Here is an 18,484-nt window from a genome sequence, read left to right on the forward strand (position 1 = left end):
AAAATAGCAAAACAAGTTGAACCCTCATGAAATACAGCCAGTAAAACGGATTCATTGAAACAGCTCTATGAATTGAGGAGACTACAATAAAAGGAAGTATCGTACATGAAGAACTATTCGGAAATTGCTTTGAACACATTATTTGAGCGCTATGACTACTTATGCAAAGAAAAAATTTATCACGGAAAATGGTCCTATGACATCGGGGTCGTTTTGCAAGGCGTGAAAGAAGCCTATGAACAGACTGGTGACAAACGCTATTTCGACTATATCCAAAACACGATGGATGTTTATATTGACGAAGACGGTCGTATCAAAAACTATCAGATGGATGCGATGAATATCGATTACATCAATAATGGCAAATGTTTATTCTTGCTATACAAAGAAACAGGAGCGTCAAAATACAAGATCGCCTTGGACACGCTGTATCAACAATTACAGCAGATGCCAAGAACGAGCGAAGGCGGGTTCTGGCATAAAAAAATCTATCCGTATCAAATGTGGTTAGATGGCTTATATATGGGGGCCCCATTTTTGACAGAATACGCACTGACATTTGATAAAGAAGAAGCATTGGCAGATGTAATCAAGCAATTCACCTTATGCTTTACGCATACCCTAGATCCAAAAACGGGTCTTTTGTATCACGCGTGGGATGAACAAAAAGTCCAGCCGTGGGCAGATCCCAAGACCGGTTGTTCAAAAAATTTCTGGGGACGGTCAATGGGATGGTTCATGATGGCTCTCACAGATACGATGGTGCTATTAGGGGAATCAGAGCTGAAGAATCCATTAGAAAACATGTTTGTCTCCTGTCTAGAACCTCTTGCTAAAGTAAGAGATCCCCAGAAAAAAGTGTGGTATCAAGTCTTAGATAAAGGCAGGGAGCGTGGGAATTATTTAGAAGCATCCGCTTCTTCAATGATTTGTTACGCAACAGCGAAAGCGGTCAAAGCAGGGATCATCGATCAAAAATGGCAAGTGTTTGCCCAAGAGACCTATCAAGGATTGCTGGATGAGTTTGTCTTTTTAACAAAAGAAGGTTGGTTGAATCTGATCAGAAACTGTGAAGTTGCTGGTCTTGGTGGACCAGATAATCGGGATGGTACGTTTGTTTACTATATCAGTGAACCCGTTATCACGAATGATTTCAAAGGATACGGTGCCTTTTTACAAGCGAGTTTACTGCTGCAACCATTAACGGAGGAAGGAAGCAAGAAATGAATATCCAATTGACTACAGCTGATTTACAAGGAAAAGAAGGTCTGTTGACAGAAGCGATTCAAGAAAAAATTGATGAATTGCATCAACAAGGAGGAGGCAGAATCACTTTTTCAGCAGGACGCTATCCGACGGGTGCGCTCTTTTTAAAAAGTAACATTGAACTGCACCTACTATTGGGGGCGACCTTAGTATTTTCTGATGATCCCAAAGACTATCCCGTCGTCGTGTCTCGCTGGGAAGGGGTCAAACGGGAAGTTTATGCCTCTTGTTTATATGCCGAGAATGCGGAAAATATCGCTGTCACAGGACTAGGAATGCTTGATGGGCAAGGGCAAAGATGGTGGAAGACCTTTCGGGAAAATCGTGAACAGCTTGCTTATCCACGACCAAAATTAATCAGTTTTGACTCTTGCCAGCAAATTACGTTGAAAGATATCCGTCTTGTCGATTCACCCAGTTGGACCGTCAATCCGATTCTTTGTCAAAATCTAACGATCGATAATCTTCGCATCAAAAATCCAGCGGATTCGCCAAATACGGATGGGATCGATCCTGAATCTTGTAAAAATGTCCGCATCAGTAACTGTCATATCGATGTTGGTGATGATTGCATCGCCATCAAATCAGGAACGGAGGACACTAAAGAACGGGTCGCTTGTGAGAATATCACGATCGTAAATTGCCATATGCTTCATGGGCATGGGGCCGTCGTTCTAGGGAGTGAAATGAGCGGCGATATTCGTAATGTCACTATTAGTAATTGTATTTTTCAAGATACCGATCGTGGGGTTCGTTTGAAATCACGTCGTGGACGTGGCGGAACGATCGAAGATATTCGAGTGAATAACATTGTGATGGATAATGTCATCTGTCCATTCACTTTAAATCTTTACTATTTCTGTGGACCGAAAGGCAAAGAAAAGTATGTTTGGGATAAAAATCCGTACCCGATCACCGAGGAAACCCCTCATTTCCGGAGAATTCATTTTGCAAATATCTCGGCTCGGAATGTCCATGCGGCCGCTGGGTTTGTTTATGGCTTGGCTGAACAATTTATTTCAGATATCACTTTCCAAGATATTGCCGTCTCTATGGCTGAGCACCCAATTCCAGGAAAGCCTGCGATGATGACAGGTATCGAAGAGATGACAAAACAAGGTTTTTATATTGGCTGTGGACGGAATATTCAGTTTGATCGTATCAATTTGGAAGGTGTAACTGAAGCGTTCCATATCGAGAATAGCCGGGAAATCACCGTCACACAGTCATTTGAGAATCGTCAGCCTCTGGCATTTCAAGGAGATTTTTTGTGAGGGATCCTCAGTTACTTCAGCTGCTAGGTCCTGATATGAAAGTTGCACCACAAGTGGTTCAGCAAACAAAAGAGCAGGTGCAAAATTATACCTTGGAACATTTACTTCTACGATTAAATCAAGAAGAGGATGTCCCTGCATACTTTGCTTATCCCAGCTCTCAGCAACCTGCTCCACTCGTTTTGTTCAATCATTCTCATGGCGGCGACTTCACGATGGGGAAAGAAGAACTGCGACAAAGTCCACCGTATATGCAAAAAGAAAGCCTATTCGCTGCATTTATGAAGCTGGGCGTCACCGTTGGAGTGATCGACATGTGGGGCTTTGGCGAACGAAAAAACGGTGAGAATGATAGCTACAAGCGGTTTCTGTTGCAAGGCAAAACATTATGGGGACAACGAATCTATGACAATCAACAGTTTTTAACCTATCTTGCTTCCCGTAAAGAAGTGAAACATTCCGCTATCGCCACATTGGGACTTTCTATGGGGGGCTTGATGAGCTGGTGGTTGGCAGCGCTAGATGAACGGATATCAGTGGTGGTGGACATGGCAGCACAAGTGGACTATCAAGCATTGATCGAAGAGGACCGTCTAAGCAAACATGGGTTTTACTATTATGTTCCTAATGTGTTGAAAGACTTTACGACTGCGGCGATCCAAAAACAGATCGCACCACGCCCGCGTTTGAGTTTGGTTGGCAAAGAGGATCGTGGCTGCCCCTCAAGCGGTGTCGCTCGTTTGGATCAGCAGGTCGGGCAGCATTATGAAGCAATAGGCTACAAGGAGCATTGGCAGGCGTGTTGCTTGCCAGGTGGTCATGAAGAAACCAAGGAGATGAGAGCGCAGTGGATCGAATTTCTAAAACAACACCTCCTATCAAGCTAAAGGTTAGTAAAGAGCCGCAAAAGGGTGATTTTACGAGTATCCAAGCAGCCGTGTTGGCTGCTGAAGCCTTAAACGCACCTTGTGAGATCACGATCGCCTCTGGCGTGTATCAAGAACAGGTGAAAATCTATAAAAACCAGCTTACGTTGATCGCGGAACCTAACACGTTCTTATGCTACCACTTGGCTGCCGAGCAAACCGATGAAAATGGGCAAAAAAGAGGAACCTTTCAAACAGCGACGCTCTTTATCAATAGCCGAGAAGTCTTTGTAAAAAACCTGACCATCATCAATGACGCAGGGTATGGGCAAGCAGTCGGGCAAGCAGTTGCCGTCTATATCGAAGGGGATGACATTCGCTTCGAACGCTGTCATCTCGATGCTTTTCAAGATACCTTGTGTCTGGGTCCATTGCCAAAATATACCAAAGAAGGTGAACCAATGATCAGTCCTTGGCGAAAGACAATCTTTGACCAACAACAGAGTTTGTTTTTGCATTGCAGGATCAGTGGAACAGTCGATTTTATTTTTGGCGGTGGTTCCGCCACCTTTGAAGAGTGTCGCTTGCATTGTAAAAATACACCACAAACGAACTACGTTACTGCTGCCTCAACCAGCAAACAAGCAAGCGGGTTAACCTTCGATCGGTGCCGAGTGACAGGGGACAAAGCCTATTATTTAGGCCGTCCTTGGCGTAATGACGCCAAAGTCACCTTTTTATCCTGCTGCTTTGATCAACAGCTCGCCCCTTGCGGATGGTCTGATTGGGGAAAAACAGCAAGCCACCAAACGGTCGCGTTCACGGAGCGAATGTGTTGTTACCAAACAAGCCCCAAACGTCCTGAATGGGTGACTATCGAAGGAGTGATAGAAAAATGAGCAAGGCAAAATGGTCTGGCTGGATCGGGATGGTTCTCGCTCTGGTGTTGATGGGCGGCTTTTCCTTGGCGATCAATCAAATGACTGTCCAGCAGTTCGAAGAGATCTTTCAACGTGTGTTTCCCACTGTACTGAAGCAAATGACGGCAGAAGCAGCATTGGTGCAATTTCAAACACTCGGTGCTTGGTTTGGCTTCACGCTGTTGGCACTCCTGATATTGGTTTCAGTGGCGACGATGCTTGTTCGCTATCGTAATTATCGAAAGCAATCTTGTGCTATTTATTTTTTGACTGGTGTCGTGACATTGATTGGTAGTCAAATGATCGCTTTTCCGATTGCCTTTTGTTTCTTTTTAGCGGCGGGTTTTTGTTTTCTCCATCGCGATGACCGACACAACAAAAAAACAACGGACACAGTCAGCAAACAAGGAGGGGTTGCATGAAGGCAATGATCAATAATCCGATTTTAAGAGGGTTTCATCCTGATCCGAGTATTTTAAAAGTCGAGGATACTTATTATTTAGCGGTTTCTTCCTTTGAGTGGTTGCCAGGAATTCGGGTCTACTGTTCTCGAGATCTAGTCAATTGGTCCCATGAAACAGATATTCTGACCAATCAGGTGGATTTATTAGGTAACACAGCAAATTGCAGCATTTGGGCACCGCAAATCAGTTACGCAAACGGACAATACTATTGTGTCTATACAAATGTTCGAAACACGACACGTCCCTTCAAAGACTGTCGAAACTATCTCATCACGGCTCCTACGATTCATGGGCCATGGAGTGAGCCCATTTACTTAAATGGTAGTGGCTTTGATCCGTCCTTGTTTCATGATCAAGAGGGGCGTATCTGGTTATTGAATGCGCTTTGGGATTATCGTAAGGATACACCAAATAAATCGGTGGGGATCGTGCTCCAAGAATACTCTGAAGTACAAGGCCGATTGATCGGTGACAGAGTGCCAATTTTTTCTGGAACCCAGCTGGCGAAGACTGAAGCACCGCATCTTTATTACCACAATGAGTGTTATTACTTACTGACGGCAGAAGGAGGAACGGGTGCAGGTCATGCGGTAACGGTTTGTCGTAGTAAAACCATCACTGGGCCTTATGAAGTAGATCCGCATTTTCCCATGATGCGTGCCTATCAGCGCGAAGATTCCCCTTTTCAATGTACAGGTCATGGCAGTTTGACGATTGCACCATCAGGAGAATGGGTCATGAGCTATTTGATGACTCGGCCAGTAGAAGAGGCAGCGATCCTTGGACGAGAGACGGCACTCCAAACCGTCTATTGGGATCACGAAGGATGGCTGCGTCTTAGCAATGATGATACGATCCCAGATCAAACCATCAGACTCGCTAGCGACGCTCAGAAGCAAAGGGCATCACCTGCTGTTTTTATGGATGATTTTAAAGGATCATTGCAAAAAGCATGGAACGGTAGGCGATTGCTGCCCAATGAAGAGTGGTGCAATCTGAGTAAGCGACCAGGGTATTTGCGATTGATCGGCGGAGAATCGATGCAATCGAACTTTCATAAGCACTTATTGGCGATTCGTCAACAAGACTTTTGTTTTGAAGCTGAAACAGTGATGGAATACCACCCCCAATCGTTTAATCAGATGGCTGGATTGTCGCTGTTCTTAAACGAAGAAAACTATTTGTTTTTCTATGTGACTTATGATGAAAAAGACGGCAAGATCCTTCGTCTGATTCGGTGTTGTGAAGGAGAATTTCACTTGTTCCCAGATAAATTGCCCCTCGCTGCTTCAAGTGAGCCGATCGGATTGAAAGTAGTCGGTTCTTATCTAGAAGCAGAATGGTTCTATCGGCAATCACAAACGTGGCATCCCTTTAAAAAGCAAAACATCCAGTTCTTGTCTGGTGGTTTTACAGGGAATTTCATTGGAATCAGTGCCCATGATCTAGATCACTTTGCTGGAAGCTATGCCGATTTTACGTACTTTAAGTATCAAGGGAAAGATCCGCTCGATGATGATTCCCTAAAAATAGAGAAAGAAGGGTAACGAATGAAAAAGTTGAAAGTAGCAAGTTTATTATTATGTGCAGGACTGTTTTTAGCAGGCTGCGGCGATGGCGGAGGTTCATCTGATGGACCAGAAAGTGATGAAAAAACAAGTATTTCTTGGATGGCGATGCTGCATACTGCTTCACCTCCGTCTGGGGATGTAACACAACAGTTAGAAGAATATACAGGGGTCGAGATCGACTTTACATGGGTGCCAGACGCATCAAAAACAGAACGCTTGAATGCAGCATTAGCGTCAAATTCTTTAGCAGATATCGTAAGTTTGACAGAAATCAATAACACAACCGTCCGTAGTTCGCTAGCATCTGGAATGTTCTGGGATGTGGAACCCTATTTAGAAGAGTTTCCGAATCTGGCAGAAATTTCTGAGGATCGCTTAGAATCTTCTCGGATCGATGGTCATATCTATGGTGTACCGTTTCTAAAACCGATCGCTCGTTATGGTGTCCTCGTAAGAAAAGATTGGTTAGACAATTTAGGGTTGGACGTGCCATCGACTTTAGAAGAATTATCAGCTGTGGCACAAGCCTTTACAGAAGGAGACCCAGATGGCAATGGGGTAGATGACACGGTCGGATTCGTTGAACGTGATGAGTCCTTTAATGTTGGGTTCCGTTCACTTTCAGGTTACTTTGGTGCAGACAATTGGTTTACGATCACGGATGATGATGAAGTGATGCCATCCTTTATGCAACCAGAATACAAAGAAGCAATGGAATGGTTCCGTAATATCTATGATAACGGCTGGATGAATTCTGATTTTGCGGTAATGGCGAAAAATGATCAGAAGAACTATATCGTTCAAGGTCGTGGTGGGATTGTATTGAGTGGTTTGCAAGAAGTACGTAACTACATTGATGATGCAGCTGGTACTGATGAAGAGCATATGGAATGGGTCTTGATCAATGATATCGTCCATGAAAATGTGGAACGTCGTATCCTTTCTGATACCAATGGTGGAATGGGCGGTTGGTTAGCCATTCCGAAAAACAATGTTGAAACCGAAGAAGACTTACGTGTTGTTTTGAAATTTATCAACGATTTGATGGACGAAGAGCCGTTTACCTTGATGACGCAAGGGATCGAAGGGGTCCATTATGAAATTGATGATGAGGGTGTCTATGTCCGTTTAGATGATACGAAGTGGCAACAAGAAGTACAACCATTTTCTTCGTCTCGTCCATCAGAATTAGTAACAGTTTTCCCTTCAAGCAACCCATATGTCAACTTAGCCAATGAAAAGATTCGGGAAAATGAAGAGTTTGCGGTGATCAATCCTGCACAATCGCTGACCTCTGAAACCTATGATCGTTCATGGTCAAGCTTGATTGAAGGAATCTCAGACGCTTACTACCAATATATGACTGGGGAAATCGAGATCGATGGGTTTGATACAGCGATCGAAACCTTCTTAAGAAATGGTGGACAGCAAATCATTGATGAGTTCACGGAAGATTATCGTTCACAACAATAAAGGTCACAAAAGGTTCTGATCATCTGTTGAGAAGGAATGGATGAAGTGAGGAGCCGCTACTGCTGAATGATTGGAAGACCAAGACCAGTTGAAGTGATTCGCTGCTTGGTCTTCTTTTTGCTTCAAAAGCAGTGAAGAAAGGAGAAGCTATGTTTCAACTAACTGTTCGGGGGCATGATTTAAAGAATTATGGGTCCCCAGAAGAATTAGCGCAAAAAATTGCCGCCAAAAACATTCATAACATTCAATTTGCATTAAATAAATCCTTCCCGCAATGGGCAGAGCCAGAGCAATTAAGCCCTGGTTTAGGCCGCTTTTTCAAACGTGTTTTTGGTCAATCTTATGTTCAGGTCGCTTTATTGAGTTGTTATAGTAATCTGATCCATCCTGATCTGGAAAAACGGGAAGCGATTTTATCCAGATTCGAGACCTATCTCGCACATGCCAAATACTTTGATGCAGCTATGGTTGCAAGTGAAACTGGTTCGGTTTTGCCAAATATGGGGTATACCGAGGAAAATTTCAGTGACGTCGTTTTCGATGATTTGGTTCAGGTGATCAAGCGTTTGGCCCAAGTGGCTAAGAGACATCAAGTGATGCTAGGGATTGAAGCGGGCTTGAATCATCCACTATCATCGATCGATCGAATCGAAGAATTGCTGGAACGAGTACCGTCTGACTATTTAGGGATCATCTTTGATCCAACCAATCTGATTACGGCGAAGAACTATCAAGAGCAAGTCGCTTTGACAAGGGAAGCTTTTTCCCGCTTTGATGATGCCATCGTTTGCTTGCACTTGAAGGACTATCAAGTAATCGATGGTAAAATCAAGGTAGTGCCATTGGGAGAAGGAAGGATTGATTATCAACAACTATTGGCCATCACCGCTGAATACAAGCCATTTTGTTATGTTGTGTTAGAAGGGACGACCGAAGAAGCGATGCAGCCGGCCATTTCACTGATTGAAGCATTGCAAAGGTGAGCGAGCTGTCTTTGATTGTGACTGATGAGGAAAAGCTTTGTTACAAGGAGTCACGGGAGATCAAGGAATCCTTTCCTCAACAAGCAGATTTATTTACTTACTAAAAGTTAGTGTTATACTTAAAGGTACAAGTGAACTTAACTGTTTAGAAAAGAGGAAATAGCGATGACAATGATTCAATCAACCTATCAAATCGATGCAACAGCCGCAATTGGCAAAGTCGTTTTAAAAGTAGCGAATATGGAAAAAATGAGCCGGTTTTATTCGGACGTGATTGGCCTAACTTTATTGGAGCAAAGTGTAGATCACGCGCGATTGGGCGTGGGGACACAAGAGCTTTTAGTCCTAGAGAAGGTAAGTGATCCGTTGCCTTTGACACGGAAAACAGGCCTTTTCCATACGGCGTTTCTTTTGCCTAGCCGTAAAGACCTAGGAAATATGCTGATTCATTATTTGGAGGCCAAAGCCCCTCTGGATGGTGCTAGCGATCATGGGTATAGTGAAGCGTTATACCTGACCGATCCAGAAGGAAACGGGATCGAAGTGTATCGTGACAAACCGAAGAGTGAATGGGATATTCGAGCAGACGGTGAGATCGTGGGCGTTACTATCGAAATGGACGCGCAAGGCGTGCTGGGAGCCGCTGACCGATCACAAACGACTTTTCCAGTTGGCACCACGGTGGGGCATGTCCATTTGAAAGTGGCGGATCTGGCAAAAACAGAAGAATTCTACACCGAAGTTTTAGGCATGCGTTTGACTTCAGATTTTGGTAGCCAAGCAAAGTTTTTTGCTGCTGGTTCGTATCATCACCATATCGGATCGAATATTTGGATGGGAAGAAATGTTCCAGCTATGGAGGAAAAGGATCTAGGCTTAGCGTACTTTACGATCGTTTTGCCAGCTTTTGCTTTTTCTACGTTACGAAGTCATCTAAAGGCAAGTGGCGTTTCTTATGAGTTAGAAACAGACAGCCGCTTGCATTTGACTGATCCGAATGGGATCAATCTGATCATCGAAAGAAAGAATCAGCCTTAAGATGGAGGTTTTTTCATTCATGAAATGAGAGAATAACCTATAATCAAGTAAAAGGAGAGCAAGCATGAAAAAAAACGGGGCGGGACAATCACTATTTCTAGCATTATTGATCAGCATGGGCTTATTTTTCTTTGTCCAAGGGAAACAATTAATAGAAAGTGGGGCGTCTCCTGTGATTTTTATTGCTTTTTCGGCTTTTGCAGGAATTATCGGAGTTGGTGTCTATGGTCTTCAAGCAATAATGAAACAGCATCGGCGCAAAGCCATGGTACCAATCAAAACCAAAAAATAAAGAAACCGGCCAATCTTAAACAGGAAGATTGGTCGGTTTTTTGTTTACGCTAAGAAAAAATGGGGAATGGGATCTGTCTCGTCCACTACATACTAATTTTCCATGTTTTCAATCGCAAATTCGATCTCATCAGGTAAGAAGCCGTTCCCTTCAAGATGAGCGGCCATATTTCTTTGACGGATCCCTAACACCCGGCGGGATTGATTGGCGCGCCCTAAAGCATGGCGATACCAATCTACGTCAAGGGTCTCTAGTGCCCATTGTGTTTCCTCCGCAGTGAAACCTTCTGTTTCTAACAGTTCTGCCATCTCTTGTTTTGAATAAAAGCGACGATTTCCTTGCGCTCTAACGAGGAAAAAGGCTTCACGTTCTCGTTCTGTCGCATTGTTTTCGCGCTCATAGCGTGCTGCTACAGTCGGGGCGAAATGAAACCCTGCTAAAATCGTTTCCTCGGTCACTTCGTTATCAAACACGTAGGTTCTAAATTGAAAACGATTGTCGTTTTCCAGTTCAAGCCATAGGGATTCAACCAGAAATCGATAACCGACTGGAATCGTTTCATAAACTGCATCGGCAATTTCGTAAAAATAAGCGGAAACGGCTTCGTAAGGAGTCATTATCTCGGGAACGATTTCCGTCATTTGCCCATTAAACAAAGTGATTGCGGCAGGGTATTTTTCGCCAGCATTCGTAAATGTGAGAATCTCCACTGGCTCATGTTTTGTTGAAAAGACATTCATGGTCACACCGTTCGCCAAATCAATAGCACTCTGCCACTCGATTTCTTGGTCTTCGCTTTGTTGGTGTAAGTGTTCAAGTGTATCAGGTGTCAAACCAAGCTTTTCTCGTGTATCTTCATTAATTCCTTCTTCATCGGCAAGAGGATTGTTTGCTCCAGCGGTCACTAGTGCCAAATCCTCTTCGTATTCGTTGAATAATTCTTGCAATTTTGCTCGTCTACTGACGATGATCGGGCTCTCTTCATGGATGGCAAGTAAGGCTTCGATACGGCCATTGCGAGCGGCAACCCAACTGGGCATATCCAGATAGCGAGCTTCGATCGCTTCTTGAGCGAGTGCGATCATTGTTTCCGTGTTTTCAATGAATGCCGCCTTGTGTTTTGAGTTGCTATTGACCTGGTCTAGAAAGGCCAATTCTGCTTCTTTGCCTCGAATCATCAGTTCGAGATTTTCAATACTTAACTCATAAGTCAGATTTTCTGCATGATAGGTATGTTCCCAACCAGCATCTAAAGCTGCACCGATGCGCTCAGAAAGTTCCTCAGGACTTGCTGAATTTATCGTCCCACATCCTGAAAGCAGGGACAGTATTAGTAATAAAGGCAACAAAACTTGTTTTTTCATTTTTCTCCTCCTCGTGAGACTCTAGTAAACCTCGCCAATTTGTACGAATGAACGCATCAGATCGAGCACTTTCTTGAGTATAAACATAGTCACAATATAAGGGACATCAACTGACCCCCAAAGTTAGACCAAAAAACCTAACTTTTTGGGGTCACTACAACAGCATATGGGCATCGCGATGCCCTTTTCTTCGCTAGCTTTTAGTTACCTATGTTTGTCATCGCGTAGTCGATTTGTTCTTCTGAAAAGTCTTCAAAAGTTAATAACCGGCGAATGTTGTCAGGAGGAAGACTCATCAAGGAATGGTAACTATTTGCTTTCTTCAACGCCTGCTCGTTCCAATCAATCGTGAGCTGATCAACTGCCCATTGTGCATCATTATGGGTAAACCCTTCAAATTCTAATTGTTGTATCAATCGTGCACGTGAGAAAGCCATGAGGTTCGTATAGGATTCGGCACGAGCGATCGTTCGTCTTTGTTCTGAAGCTCCTTCATTCTCGGTCTGAGTTTGTTCGTCCTGGTTTTGCTGGCTTTGCTCTTGCTGCAAAGCCGTAGCTGCTTCTTGTTTTGCGTTTGCTTCTTGAAGCTGTTGATACACGGTAGTGACCATGTCTTGATCAATGTCATGATCAAAGCCATAGGTCATCACCGCCAGCTGATATTCATCTGAAGATTGATCGAATCGATTCATAAACATCAACGATTCACGAGGAATATTTACGACCAGCCCTCGTAAAATCGTTTCATAGAATGCAGCTTTTTGCTCGTCGGCAGTTTCCCGATTAAGAACAGTAAATCCAGATGCGTACTCCTCTTCGGGCTTCGAAAAAACGAAGACGTCAACATTCGTTTCGCTTGTGTGGTAAACAGTGGCAGTGAGTCCATCGTCAAGTTCGATTGTGCGATGAAGAGTAAGCGCATCTTCTGTGAGCTGCTGAAGCTGCTCGATATCGTCTGCCAAAAGCCCCAGCTTTTCCCGTGGATCGGCTTCAGGAATCGTTTCGTTTGCTACCTCTAGTAGACTGTTGAGGTTGTCATGATTACTGAGAATGATAGGGCTCCGTTCATGAATCGCAGCCAGAGCCTGGCTATAACCAATGCGGGCAGCAAACCAAGCAGGGACATCGATCCGACGCTCCACTAACGCTCGTTCAGCGGTTGCCATCAAATCAATTGTGTGGCTGATTAACTGATAAAGATCTTCGTCGGAAGAATCAAGCTCTTCCAAAATAGCCAATTCGGCTTGACTGCCGGCAATCAACAACTCTAAGGTTGCTGGGTGATAATAGGCCCAGCCCGTTCCGGATTGGTTTGTATATTCCAGTCGTGCGTCGATGCCAAGTGCAACGGTCTCTGACAGTTCTTCATCTGCCTTTGCGCAACCGATAAGTAAAATAACGAATGACAATAGGGTGATCAGTACTCTTTTTTTCATTAGGCTCCTTCTTTCTATCGAAAGTAACTGAGAAAACGGTCGGAAGAGGTTTGTTTATCTGGGGGAAGGAGGAGAGAAGGTGAATGGGAAAAATGCTGAAAAGATTTTTCATCACCAGTAAATTCAGGAAACTGTTTCTGATCCGCCAATAAGAAAAAGCGGAGCATCGAACCAGCTTTTGAGAATAATTGTTATATTATTCATTTTATGTGAAAAATAGTGTGAAATGCAATGATAAAAGAGTTTTTATCGATTTTTACATTTGGGAAAGGAAGCTTCGTATCAACTTTCTAGGAGTAGACGCTCAAGATCAAAGCGATCGAAAGAATTCATCGAAGGATCGCCATGGGGAATCTTTTGAGCAAACAAAAAAACAGCTTCCCATAATGGGGAAGCTGTAAGGATGCGGAAAATGGGATTTGAACCCACACGAGCGATTGCTCACAAGACCCTCAATCTTGCACGTCTGCCATTCCGTCATTTCCGCAAATACTATAGAAGGAAACGCAGGCTGAGGTAGTTCTGTCACGCCGCGTCTAGAAAATATCTTACCTGATTTTCAACAGGTTTGTCAATAACTTTTCCTAATGCTATTTGAAAGAATTTTCAGACTTTAGATTGCATTTTTTTCCATAAAAGGTATGCTAAAAGAATGAATAATTATTTTTTTGAGAGGAGAGCAAATGAACTACTTTAAAAACCAGTTAGCTAAATCTGTCAAACAGAAAACGTTCCTCTTCCTGCTCATTGGTGCCTTTAGTTTAGGTTGCTGTTTTTCCATTTATTTGAAGCTGATGGAACCCATCAACTTACCCGCCACGATCACTGCAGAAAAAGCGGAAGCCTCACGGCTTGTTGATCGCTACCAAGCCAATCAGTCGGGTTCACCTGCTGAACAAGAGGTGTATCAACTTTTGCTTGAAAACAATACACTGACTTCGCGACAGTTATCCAACTTGATTATGGAAGAATACGAACGATTTAATCAAACGAGTATTCAAATTGCAGAACTAAAAAAGCAGATTTGGGCGTCAGAAGTTGATGACAAAGGATTTTTGCCACCTTTATGGGCAATCGAACAAGATCAGAAGGTCTATCAAGCTTTAGTCGAGCAAGAAAAAGAGCCGGTCCTCACTGCTGCCAATGCCCAGACCGCTGTCGCTTTGGCAATAACGTTTTTGCTGAATTTTGGCTTCTTCTTTTGGGCTTTTTTTGCCAGTGACAATTTGATAGAAGAAAGAGAACACTTCTCTTTGATTCGCTCGTACCCGCAGATTTTTCCGATTCGGATGTTAAGTAAAATTGTGGTTAAAGGGATTACAAATTTAGGCGTTTTGATTGTGTTCTTCTTAGGCGTCTTTCTTTCAATGAGCCTTCTGGGGGAGTTCGGGGATTGGCAGTATCCAGTAGCCGTCTATCTCAATGGGGATTGGGTAGCCTTACCTTTTTGGCAGAGCGTTTTATATAGCCTGGTTTCTTTTGGCTTGCTGATTGGTTTGATCGAATGCTTAGGTTTTGTCATGAACATGATCGCAGCCAATCGATACGTCTCTTTCTTTTTGCTGGTGCTTTTTTATGGGCTCGGCTTGATTCCGATGCTGCAAAAGATCCCACTGTTACCAGTTCATATAGCTGCTATGGATAAATTTTATTCGGGCGCCTTTGCATCGGGTTCTGGTACTTCTTGGGGAGTCTATGCTAGTTGGCTGCTGACGGTGGTGTGGATCTTCCTTTGTATAGCTTTGATGCTCGTTGCGGATAAACAGAATCGCTTGTTGAGAGGAGGCAAAGGATGAAAGACTATTTTTTATTTGAATTACGACAACTCTTAAAGAGCAAGAAAACTATTGGTCTTTTTTGCTTGCTTCTTATCTATAGCGGCGTTTACAGTTTTTGGCAAAAAGATTTTCGCCCGATTGAACGAGTAGATAAAACAGAAATGCAACAACGCTATACTGTGCGACAAGATTTTCTTGATCAACAAGCAGCCAATCCTTCTGACCATTGGTCGGCAAGCTTAGCAGTTGAAATGTTTACCCCATGGAACGAAGCGGAAAAACAACGATTAGATGCACTAGCTGATGAAAACTGGCAAGCTTATGCACGAGGAACAACTACGTGGTACCAGTTGGCGTTGCAGTTTACCGATGAACGAAATGTTTTTTATACACCGGATTATTATACGTTTCAAAATTACTACGCTGCCTATGACGGTCGCTTTGGTTATGCTTCAACCGCTAAGCTTATGGAAGCCTTCAGCCAGTTGCCGAATAAGAAACTCTCGCAAGCAGTCATGGAGCAAAAAACGGGGATACAGGCATTGCAGCGAAGTTTTACTGGATATTTACCGATTCTATTGCTTGCTGTTTCTTTATTTTTGGCGATCGATTGTTTGCCAAAAGAACGAAGACATAAATCCCTATTTCTTTCACTGCCATTATCGGCAGAAGAGATCCTTTGGAGCAAAACGGCAGTATTGATGGTCGGTTCTGCAATTGCAACGCTTGGGACCATGTTCTTTCTCTGGTTGGGTTCTGGCATTCAATTCGGCTTTGGTTCCCTGGAACTACCGGTCACGATTTTATCACCGACCTTTGATGCCCGCTACCCGATCACAGATTTCAACGCTTTTGAAACACAAGCCATCGGTCTTTTTATAGGCCAATGTTTTCTTGCGACGCTTTTTTTGCAGTTTATTTATTGTCGCGGCATCTTGTTGTTCAGTGCCCTGTTTCGCTCAGAACTGGTTAATTTGCTTTTGGCTGGTTTTTGCTTGCTTTCACCCTATATTTTCCAAAGACGTTGGTTCAGTGCTTACCTTGATAAAACGCTGTATGTCTATCTGTATCAAAATGTGGGACAAGTCCTTTCAGGCTGGACACGTTTTTATTTTGGTTCTGCAGGGTTTACGATGGAAAAAGGGTTGCTTTTATTAGGAGGCGTTTGGCTTCTGATCGAAATGTGTTTCTTCGTGACGATCCAACGCAAAAAATTTCATTTGGCATAGGAGGAACGATATGTTAGAACTGAAAAATGTGACGGTCACGTATACGAGAAAAGTATTGGATCAGCTTTCCATTGCCTTTTCTCCCGGGGAAATCGTCGGGTTAGTCGCCCCTAACGGCACCGGGAAATCCACGCTATTGAATGTGGCGATGAATTTCATCCAGCCGAATGAAGGCGCAGTATTTTTGAATGGCAGTCAAGTATATGTGACCAAAAAATCAGAAGTGGCAGCGCATCAACAAATTTCGTTTTTTCCTGACCAAAATGATTTGTACAATGATTTGAGTGGTTTCGAGCATCTCAAGCTGTATCAGCGAATGTGGCGTTCAGAGGAACACTTAGTGGAAGAAACGATTGATCGTTTGCGGATGAGTGACTATATCAAACGTCCTGTGGGTACCTATTCGCTGGGCATGCGGCAACGTCTTTGTTTTGCGATGCAGATCGTGACGGATACGCCTTATATGCTGATGGATGAAGTCATGAATGGCTTGGATCCGACCAATGTGGAATTGATCTCTAACGTATTAAAAGCCTTGCGAGCGCAAAAGAAAGCGATCGTGATTGCTTCGCATATTTTGACGAATTTGGATTCCTACGCGGATCGGGTCTTGTTTTTAAAAGACGGCAAGATCATTCACGAATACTTTGGTCGCAAGTCGTTAGTCAATCAACCGTTGTACTTAAAAACGGACTCGGTAGATTTTTTGGTGGCTTTTCCAGAATTAACGACGGTGACCATCGATCTGCAAGGACGGATCTATCTGATAGAAATCAGCGATCCTCAGCTACCGCAACGGTTTATCGCTGCAGGGATCACTGATTTTTCTGTGGGGCACTTGGCACTAAATGAATTGTATTTGACGTATTTTCCTGAAAATTACTGACTGTCGCACTATTTACGAGATGAGAGCGGGACAAGCACAGATGAAGGAGAAGCAAAAAAATTTCGCCATAGGTAAAAGTTTTTTGCTATAATAGGTTCAATCTGAAAAGAGATCAACGACGAGAACCAATAACCTGACGTTGACCTATGGTTAAAGGAGAAATGGAATATGAAGAAATTTTCGAAGTCGTCAAAACTTGAAGGGGTCAGTTATGATGTGCGCGGCCCAGTTTTAGAAGAAGCCGATCGGATGCAAGAAGAAGGCATCAGTATCTTGAAATTAAATACGGGGAATCCCGCGCCTTTTGGGTTCGAAGCCCCAAATGAGATCGTTAGAGACCTGATTATGAACGTGCGAGAATCGGAAGGATATTCTGATTCGAAAGGGATTTTTTCTGCCCGTAAAGCGATCGAACAATATTATCAATTACAGAAATTTCCTGATGTGACCATCAATGATATTTACACAGGTAATGGTGTTTCCGAGCTGATCACGATGTGCATGCAAGGTTTGTGCAACAATGGGGACGAAGTGCTCGTGCCGATGCCTGACTATCCTTTGTGGACTGCTTCGATCTCATTAGCTGGCGGAAAGCCCGTCCATTATATTTGTGATGAACAAGCAGATTGGAATCCTGATATCGAGGACATCAAAGCCAAGGTCACCAGCAAAACCAAAGCGATCGTCATTATTAATCCGAACAATCCAACAGGAGCCGTTTATCCAAAAGAAATTTTGGAGCAAATCGTCGACGTTGCTCGTGAGCATGACTTGATCATTTTCTCTGATGAGATCTATGACCGATTAGTCATGGATGATTATGTCCATGTGCCGATTGCTACATTAGCGCCAGATCGATTCGTTGTGACGCTAGGTGGCTTGTCTAAGTCTCATCGAGTGGCAGGTTTCCGTGTGGGCTGGATGGTCCTCAGTGGCGACAAGTCCCATGTGAAAGACTATATCGAAGGCTTGAATATGCTATCTTCGATGCGACTGTGTTCGAATGTCTTATCGCAACAAATCGTTCAGACCGCATTAGGAGGCTATCAAAGTTCTGATGAGTTACTATTACCAGGTGGTCGTATTTATGAACAAAGAGCGTTTATCCACAAGGCAATCAATGACATTCCGGGATTGTCAGCGGTGAAACCGAAAGCCGCCTTTTATATTTTCCCTAAAATTGATATTCAACGCTTTAATATCACCAATGATGAACAATTTGTTTTAGACTTTTTACACGAGCACCACATCTTGCTGGTTCACGGCGGTGGGTTCAACTGGCAACAGCCAGATCATTTCCGAATCGTTTATCTTCCTAATATGGAAGACTTAAAAACGACTGCTAAAAAAATGACAGAATTTTTGGCGTCCTATCGTCAGAAATAAGAATATAAAAAAGCACCGCTCCTTCAACAACCGTGAGGGAGTGGTGCTTATGTTTTTATTCGGCAACTGGTTGACAAATTTTTTTGCTCACAATCATTCGATTGGTAAATTTATCCAGCATTTCAGCACTAGGATCGGTGACTTGAACCAGAACAGAGTTCTCATATTCTCGTTCGATGATCCCTTGATACTTCTTGCCATCCCATGTAAAAAAGATCGTACTGTCGATCGTCATCTTAACACCTCATTTGAAATTGT

The 18,484-nt window shown here is 43.4% G+C and carries 17 protein-coding genes and 1 tRNA gene; 14 read left to right on the top strand and 4 right to left on the bottom strand.

Annotated features, from left to right (window positions below):
* Positions 1-105: 105 nt before the first annotated feature.
* The 10 genes from A5877_RS15850 to A5877_RS15895 all read left to right on the top strand — a co-directional run bounded on the left by A5877_RS15850 (position 106) and on the right by A5877_RS15895 (position 10,147).
* Positions 106-1,227, top strand: coding sequence for a glycoside hydrolase family 105 protein (locus A5877_RS15850; protein ID WP_016613303.1), 1,122 nt, complete (start codon positions 106-108; stop codon positions 1,225-1,227).
* Positions 1,224-2,540 (top strand): glycoside hydrolase family 28 protein, encoded by a 1,317-nt coding sequence (locus tag A5877_RS15855; protein ID WP_016613304.1) that lies wholly within the window; start codon positions 1,224-1,226, stop codon positions 2,538-2,540. The genes A5877_RS15850 and A5877_RS15855 overlap by 4 nt, the downstream gene beginning before the upstream one ends.
* Positions 2,537-3,427, top strand: a complete 891-nt coding sequence (locus A5877_RS15860) for a dienelactone hydrolase family protein (RefSeq protein WP_086317244.1) — start codon at positions 2,537-2,539, stop codon at positions 3,425-3,427. The genes A5877_RS15855 and A5877_RS15860 overlap by 4 nt, the downstream gene beginning before the upstream one ends.
* Entirely contained in the window at positions 3,388-4,305 is a 918-nt protein-coding gene (locus tag A5877_RS15865) for a pectinesterase family protein (RefSeq protein ID WP_086317246.1), read from the top strand. The genes A5877_RS15860 and A5877_RS15865 overlap by 40 nt, the downstream gene beginning before the upstream one ends.
* Positions 4,302-4,748, top strand: a complete 447-nt coding sequence (locus tag A5877_RS15870; RefSeq protein WP_086317248.1) for a DUF4064 domain-containing protein — start codon at positions 4,302-4,304, stop codon at positions 4,746-4,748. Before A5877_RS15865 ends, A5877_RS15870 begins: the two co-directional genes overlap by 4 nt.
* Positions 4,745-6,337 carry a glycoside hydrolase family 43 protein gene (locus tag A5877_RS15875; RefSeq protein ID WP_086317251.1) on the top strand — a complete coding sequence of 531 codons (1,593 nt, stop codon included), beginning with the start codon at positions 4,745-4,747 and terminating at the stop codon, positions 6,335-6,337. Before A5877_RS15870 ends, A5877_RS15875 begins: the two co-directional genes overlap by 4 nt.
* A 3-nt stretch (positions 6,338-6,340) precedes the next feature.
* Entirely contained in the window at positions 6,341-7,834 is a 1,494-nt protein-coding gene (locus tag A5877_RS15880) for an extracellular solute-binding protein (protein WP_086317253.1), read from the top strand.
* Between the two features lie 149 nt (positions 7,835-7,983).
* Positions 7,984-8,817 carry a sugar phosphate isomerase/epimerase gene (locus A5877_RS15885; RefSeq protein ID WP_176273494.1) on the top strand — a complete coding sequence of 278 codons (834 nt, stop codon included), beginning with the start codon at positions 7,984-7,986 and terminating at the stop codon, positions 8,815-8,817.
* A 165-nt stretch (positions 8,818-8,982) separates the two neighbouring features.
* Positions 8,983-9,855: a VOC family protein gene (locus A5877_RS15890; RefSeq protein WP_086317257.1), complete on the top strand. Its 873-nt coding sequence runs from the start codon at positions 8,983-8,985 to the stop codon at positions 9,853-9,855.
* Between the two features lie 64 nt (positions 9,856-9,919).
* A complete protein-coding gene (locus tag A5877_RS15895) occupies positions 9,920-10,147 on the top strand; it encodes a hypothetical protein (RefSeq protein WP_005229963.1) in 228 nt (75 codons plus the stop codon).
* A 92-nt stretch (positions 10,148-10,239) separates the two neighbouring features.
* Here the strand turns inward: A5877_RS15895 and A5877_RS15900 are convergent, their stop codons facing one another.
* From A5877_RS15900 to A5877_RS15915, 3 genes are all read right to left on the bottom strand, one after another.
* Positions 10,240-11,511, bottom strand: coding sequence for a hypothetical protein (locus tag A5877_RS15900; protein ID WP_086317259.1), 1,272 nt, complete (start codon positions 11,509-11,511; stop codon positions 10,240-10,242).
* A 200-nt stretch (positions 11,512-11,711) separates the two neighbouring features.
* Positions 11,712-12,947, bottom strand: a complete 1,236-nt coding sequence (locus A5877_RS15905) for an Ltp family lipoprotein (RefSeq protein WP_086317261.1) — start codon at positions 12,945-12,947, stop codon at positions 11,712-11,714.
* 404 nt (positions 12,948-13,351) lie between these two features.
* Positions 13,352-13,434: transfer RNA gene (locus A5877_RS15915), tRNA-Leu, on the bottom strand.
* A 196-nt stretch (positions 13,435-13,630) separates the two neighbouring features.
* Between A5877_RS15915 and A5877_RS15920 the strand changes: the two genes are divergently transcribed.
* The 4 genes from A5877_RS15920 to A5877_RS15935 all read left to right on the top strand — a co-directional run bounded on the left by A5877_RS15920 (position 13,631) and on the right by A5877_RS15935 (position 18,226).
* On the top strand, positions 13,631-14,743 hold the full coding sequence (locus A5877_RS15920) for a hypothetical protein (RefSeq protein WP_016621170.1): 1,113 nt from the start codon (positions 13,631-13,633) through the stop codon (positions 14,741-14,743).
* Positions 14,740-15,954 carry an ABC transporter permease subunit gene (locus A5877_RS15925; RefSeq protein ID WP_005236453.1) on the top strand — a complete coding sequence of 405 codons (1,215 nt, stop codon included), beginning with the start codon at positions 14,740-14,742 and terminating at the stop codon, positions 15,952-15,954. Before A5877_RS15920 ends, A5877_RS15925 begins: the two co-directional genes overlap by 4 nt.
* 10 nt (positions 15,955-15,964) lie before the next feature.
* Positions 15,965-16,840: an ABC transporter ATP-binding protein gene (locus tag A5877_RS15930; protein WP_086317263.1), complete on the top strand. Its 876-nt coding sequence runs from the start codon at positions 15,965-15,967 to the stop codon at positions 16,838-16,840.
* Between the two features lie 168 nt (positions 16,841-17,008).
* Complete coding sequence (locus A5877_RS15935) at positions 17,009-18,226, top strand: pyridoxal phosphate-dependent aminotransferase (RefSeq protein WP_086317265.1); 1,218 nt, start codon at positions 17,009-17,011, stop codon at positions 18,224-18,226.
* Positions 18,227-18,281: 55 nt separating this feature from the next.
* Here the strand turns inward: A5877_RS15935 and A5877_RS15940 are convergent, their stop codons facing one another.
* A complete protein-coding gene (locus A5877_RS15940) occupies positions 18,282-18,461 on the bottom strand; it encodes a hypothetical protein (protein WP_005236448.1) in 180 nt (59 codons plus the stop codon).
* Positions 18,462-18,484 lie beyond the last annotated feature (23 nt).

Source organism: Enterococcus sp. 3C7_DIV0644, from assembly GCF_002141235.1.
Lineage (GTDB): Bacteria > Bacillota > Bacilli > Lactobacillales > Enterococcaceae > Enterococcus_D > Enterococcus_D entomosocium.

Bases quoted from the DNA above. Each gene is read 5' to 3' on its own strand.
- A5877_RS15920 (WP_016621170.1), top strand. From the start codon at position 13,631: ATGAACTACTTTAAAAACCAGTTAGCTAAATCTGTCAAACAGAAAACG.
- A5877_RS15885 (WP_176273494.1), top strand. From the start codon at position 7,984: ATGTTTCAACTAACTGTTCGGGGGCATGATTTAAAGAATTATGGGTCC.
- A5877_RS15925 (WP_005236453.1), top strand. From the start codon at position 14,740: ATGAAAGACTATTTTTTATTTGAATTACGACAACTCTTAAAGAGCAAG.
- A5877_RS15875 (WP_086317251.1), top strand. From the start codon at position 4,745: ATGAAGGCAATGATCAATAATCCGATTTTAAGAGGGTTTCATCCTGAT.
- A5877_RS15940 (WP_005236448.1), bottom strand. From the start codon at position 18,461: ATGACGATCGACAGTACGATCTTTTTTACATGGGATGGCAAGAAGTAT.
- A5877_RS15930 (WP_086317263.1), top strand. From the start codon at position 15,965: ATGTTAGAACTGAAAAATGTGACGGTCACGTATACGAGAAAAGTATTG.
- A5877_RS15850 (WP_016613303.1), top strand. From the start codon at position 106: ATGAAGAACTATTCGGAAATTGCTTTGAACACATTATTTGAGCGCTAT.
- A5877_RS15900 (WP_086317259.1), bottom strand. From the start codon at position 11,511: ATGAAAAAACAAGTTTTGTTGCCTTTATTACTAATACTGTCCCTGCTT.
- A5877_RS15855 (WP_016613304.1), top strand. From the start codon at position 1,224: ATGAATATCCAATTGACTACAGCTGATTTACAAGGAAAAGAAGGTCTG.
- A5877_RS15935 (WP_086317265.1), top strand. From the start codon at position 17,009: ATGAAGAAATTTTCGAAGTCGTCAAAACTTGAAGGGGTCAGTTATGAT.
- A5877_RS15905 (WP_086317261.1), bottom strand. From the start codon at position 12,947: ATGAAAAAAAGAGTACTGATCACCCTATTGTCATTCGTTATTTTACTT.
- A5877_RS15880 (WP_086317253.1), top strand. From the start codon at position 6,341: ATGAAAAAGTTGAAAGTAGCAAGTTTATTATTATGTGCAGGACTGTTT.
- A5877_RS15870 (WP_086317248.1), top strand. From the start codon at position 4,302: ATGAGCAAGGCAAAATGGTCTGGCTGGATCGGGATGGTTCTCGCTCTG.
- A5877_RS15890 (WP_086317257.1), top strand. From the start codon at position 8,983: ATGACAATGATTCAATCAACCTATCAAATCGATGCAACAGCCGCAATT.
- A5877_RS15895 (WP_005229963.1), top strand. From the start codon at position 9,920: ATGAAAAAAAACGGGGCGGGACAATCACTATTTCTAGCATTATTGATC.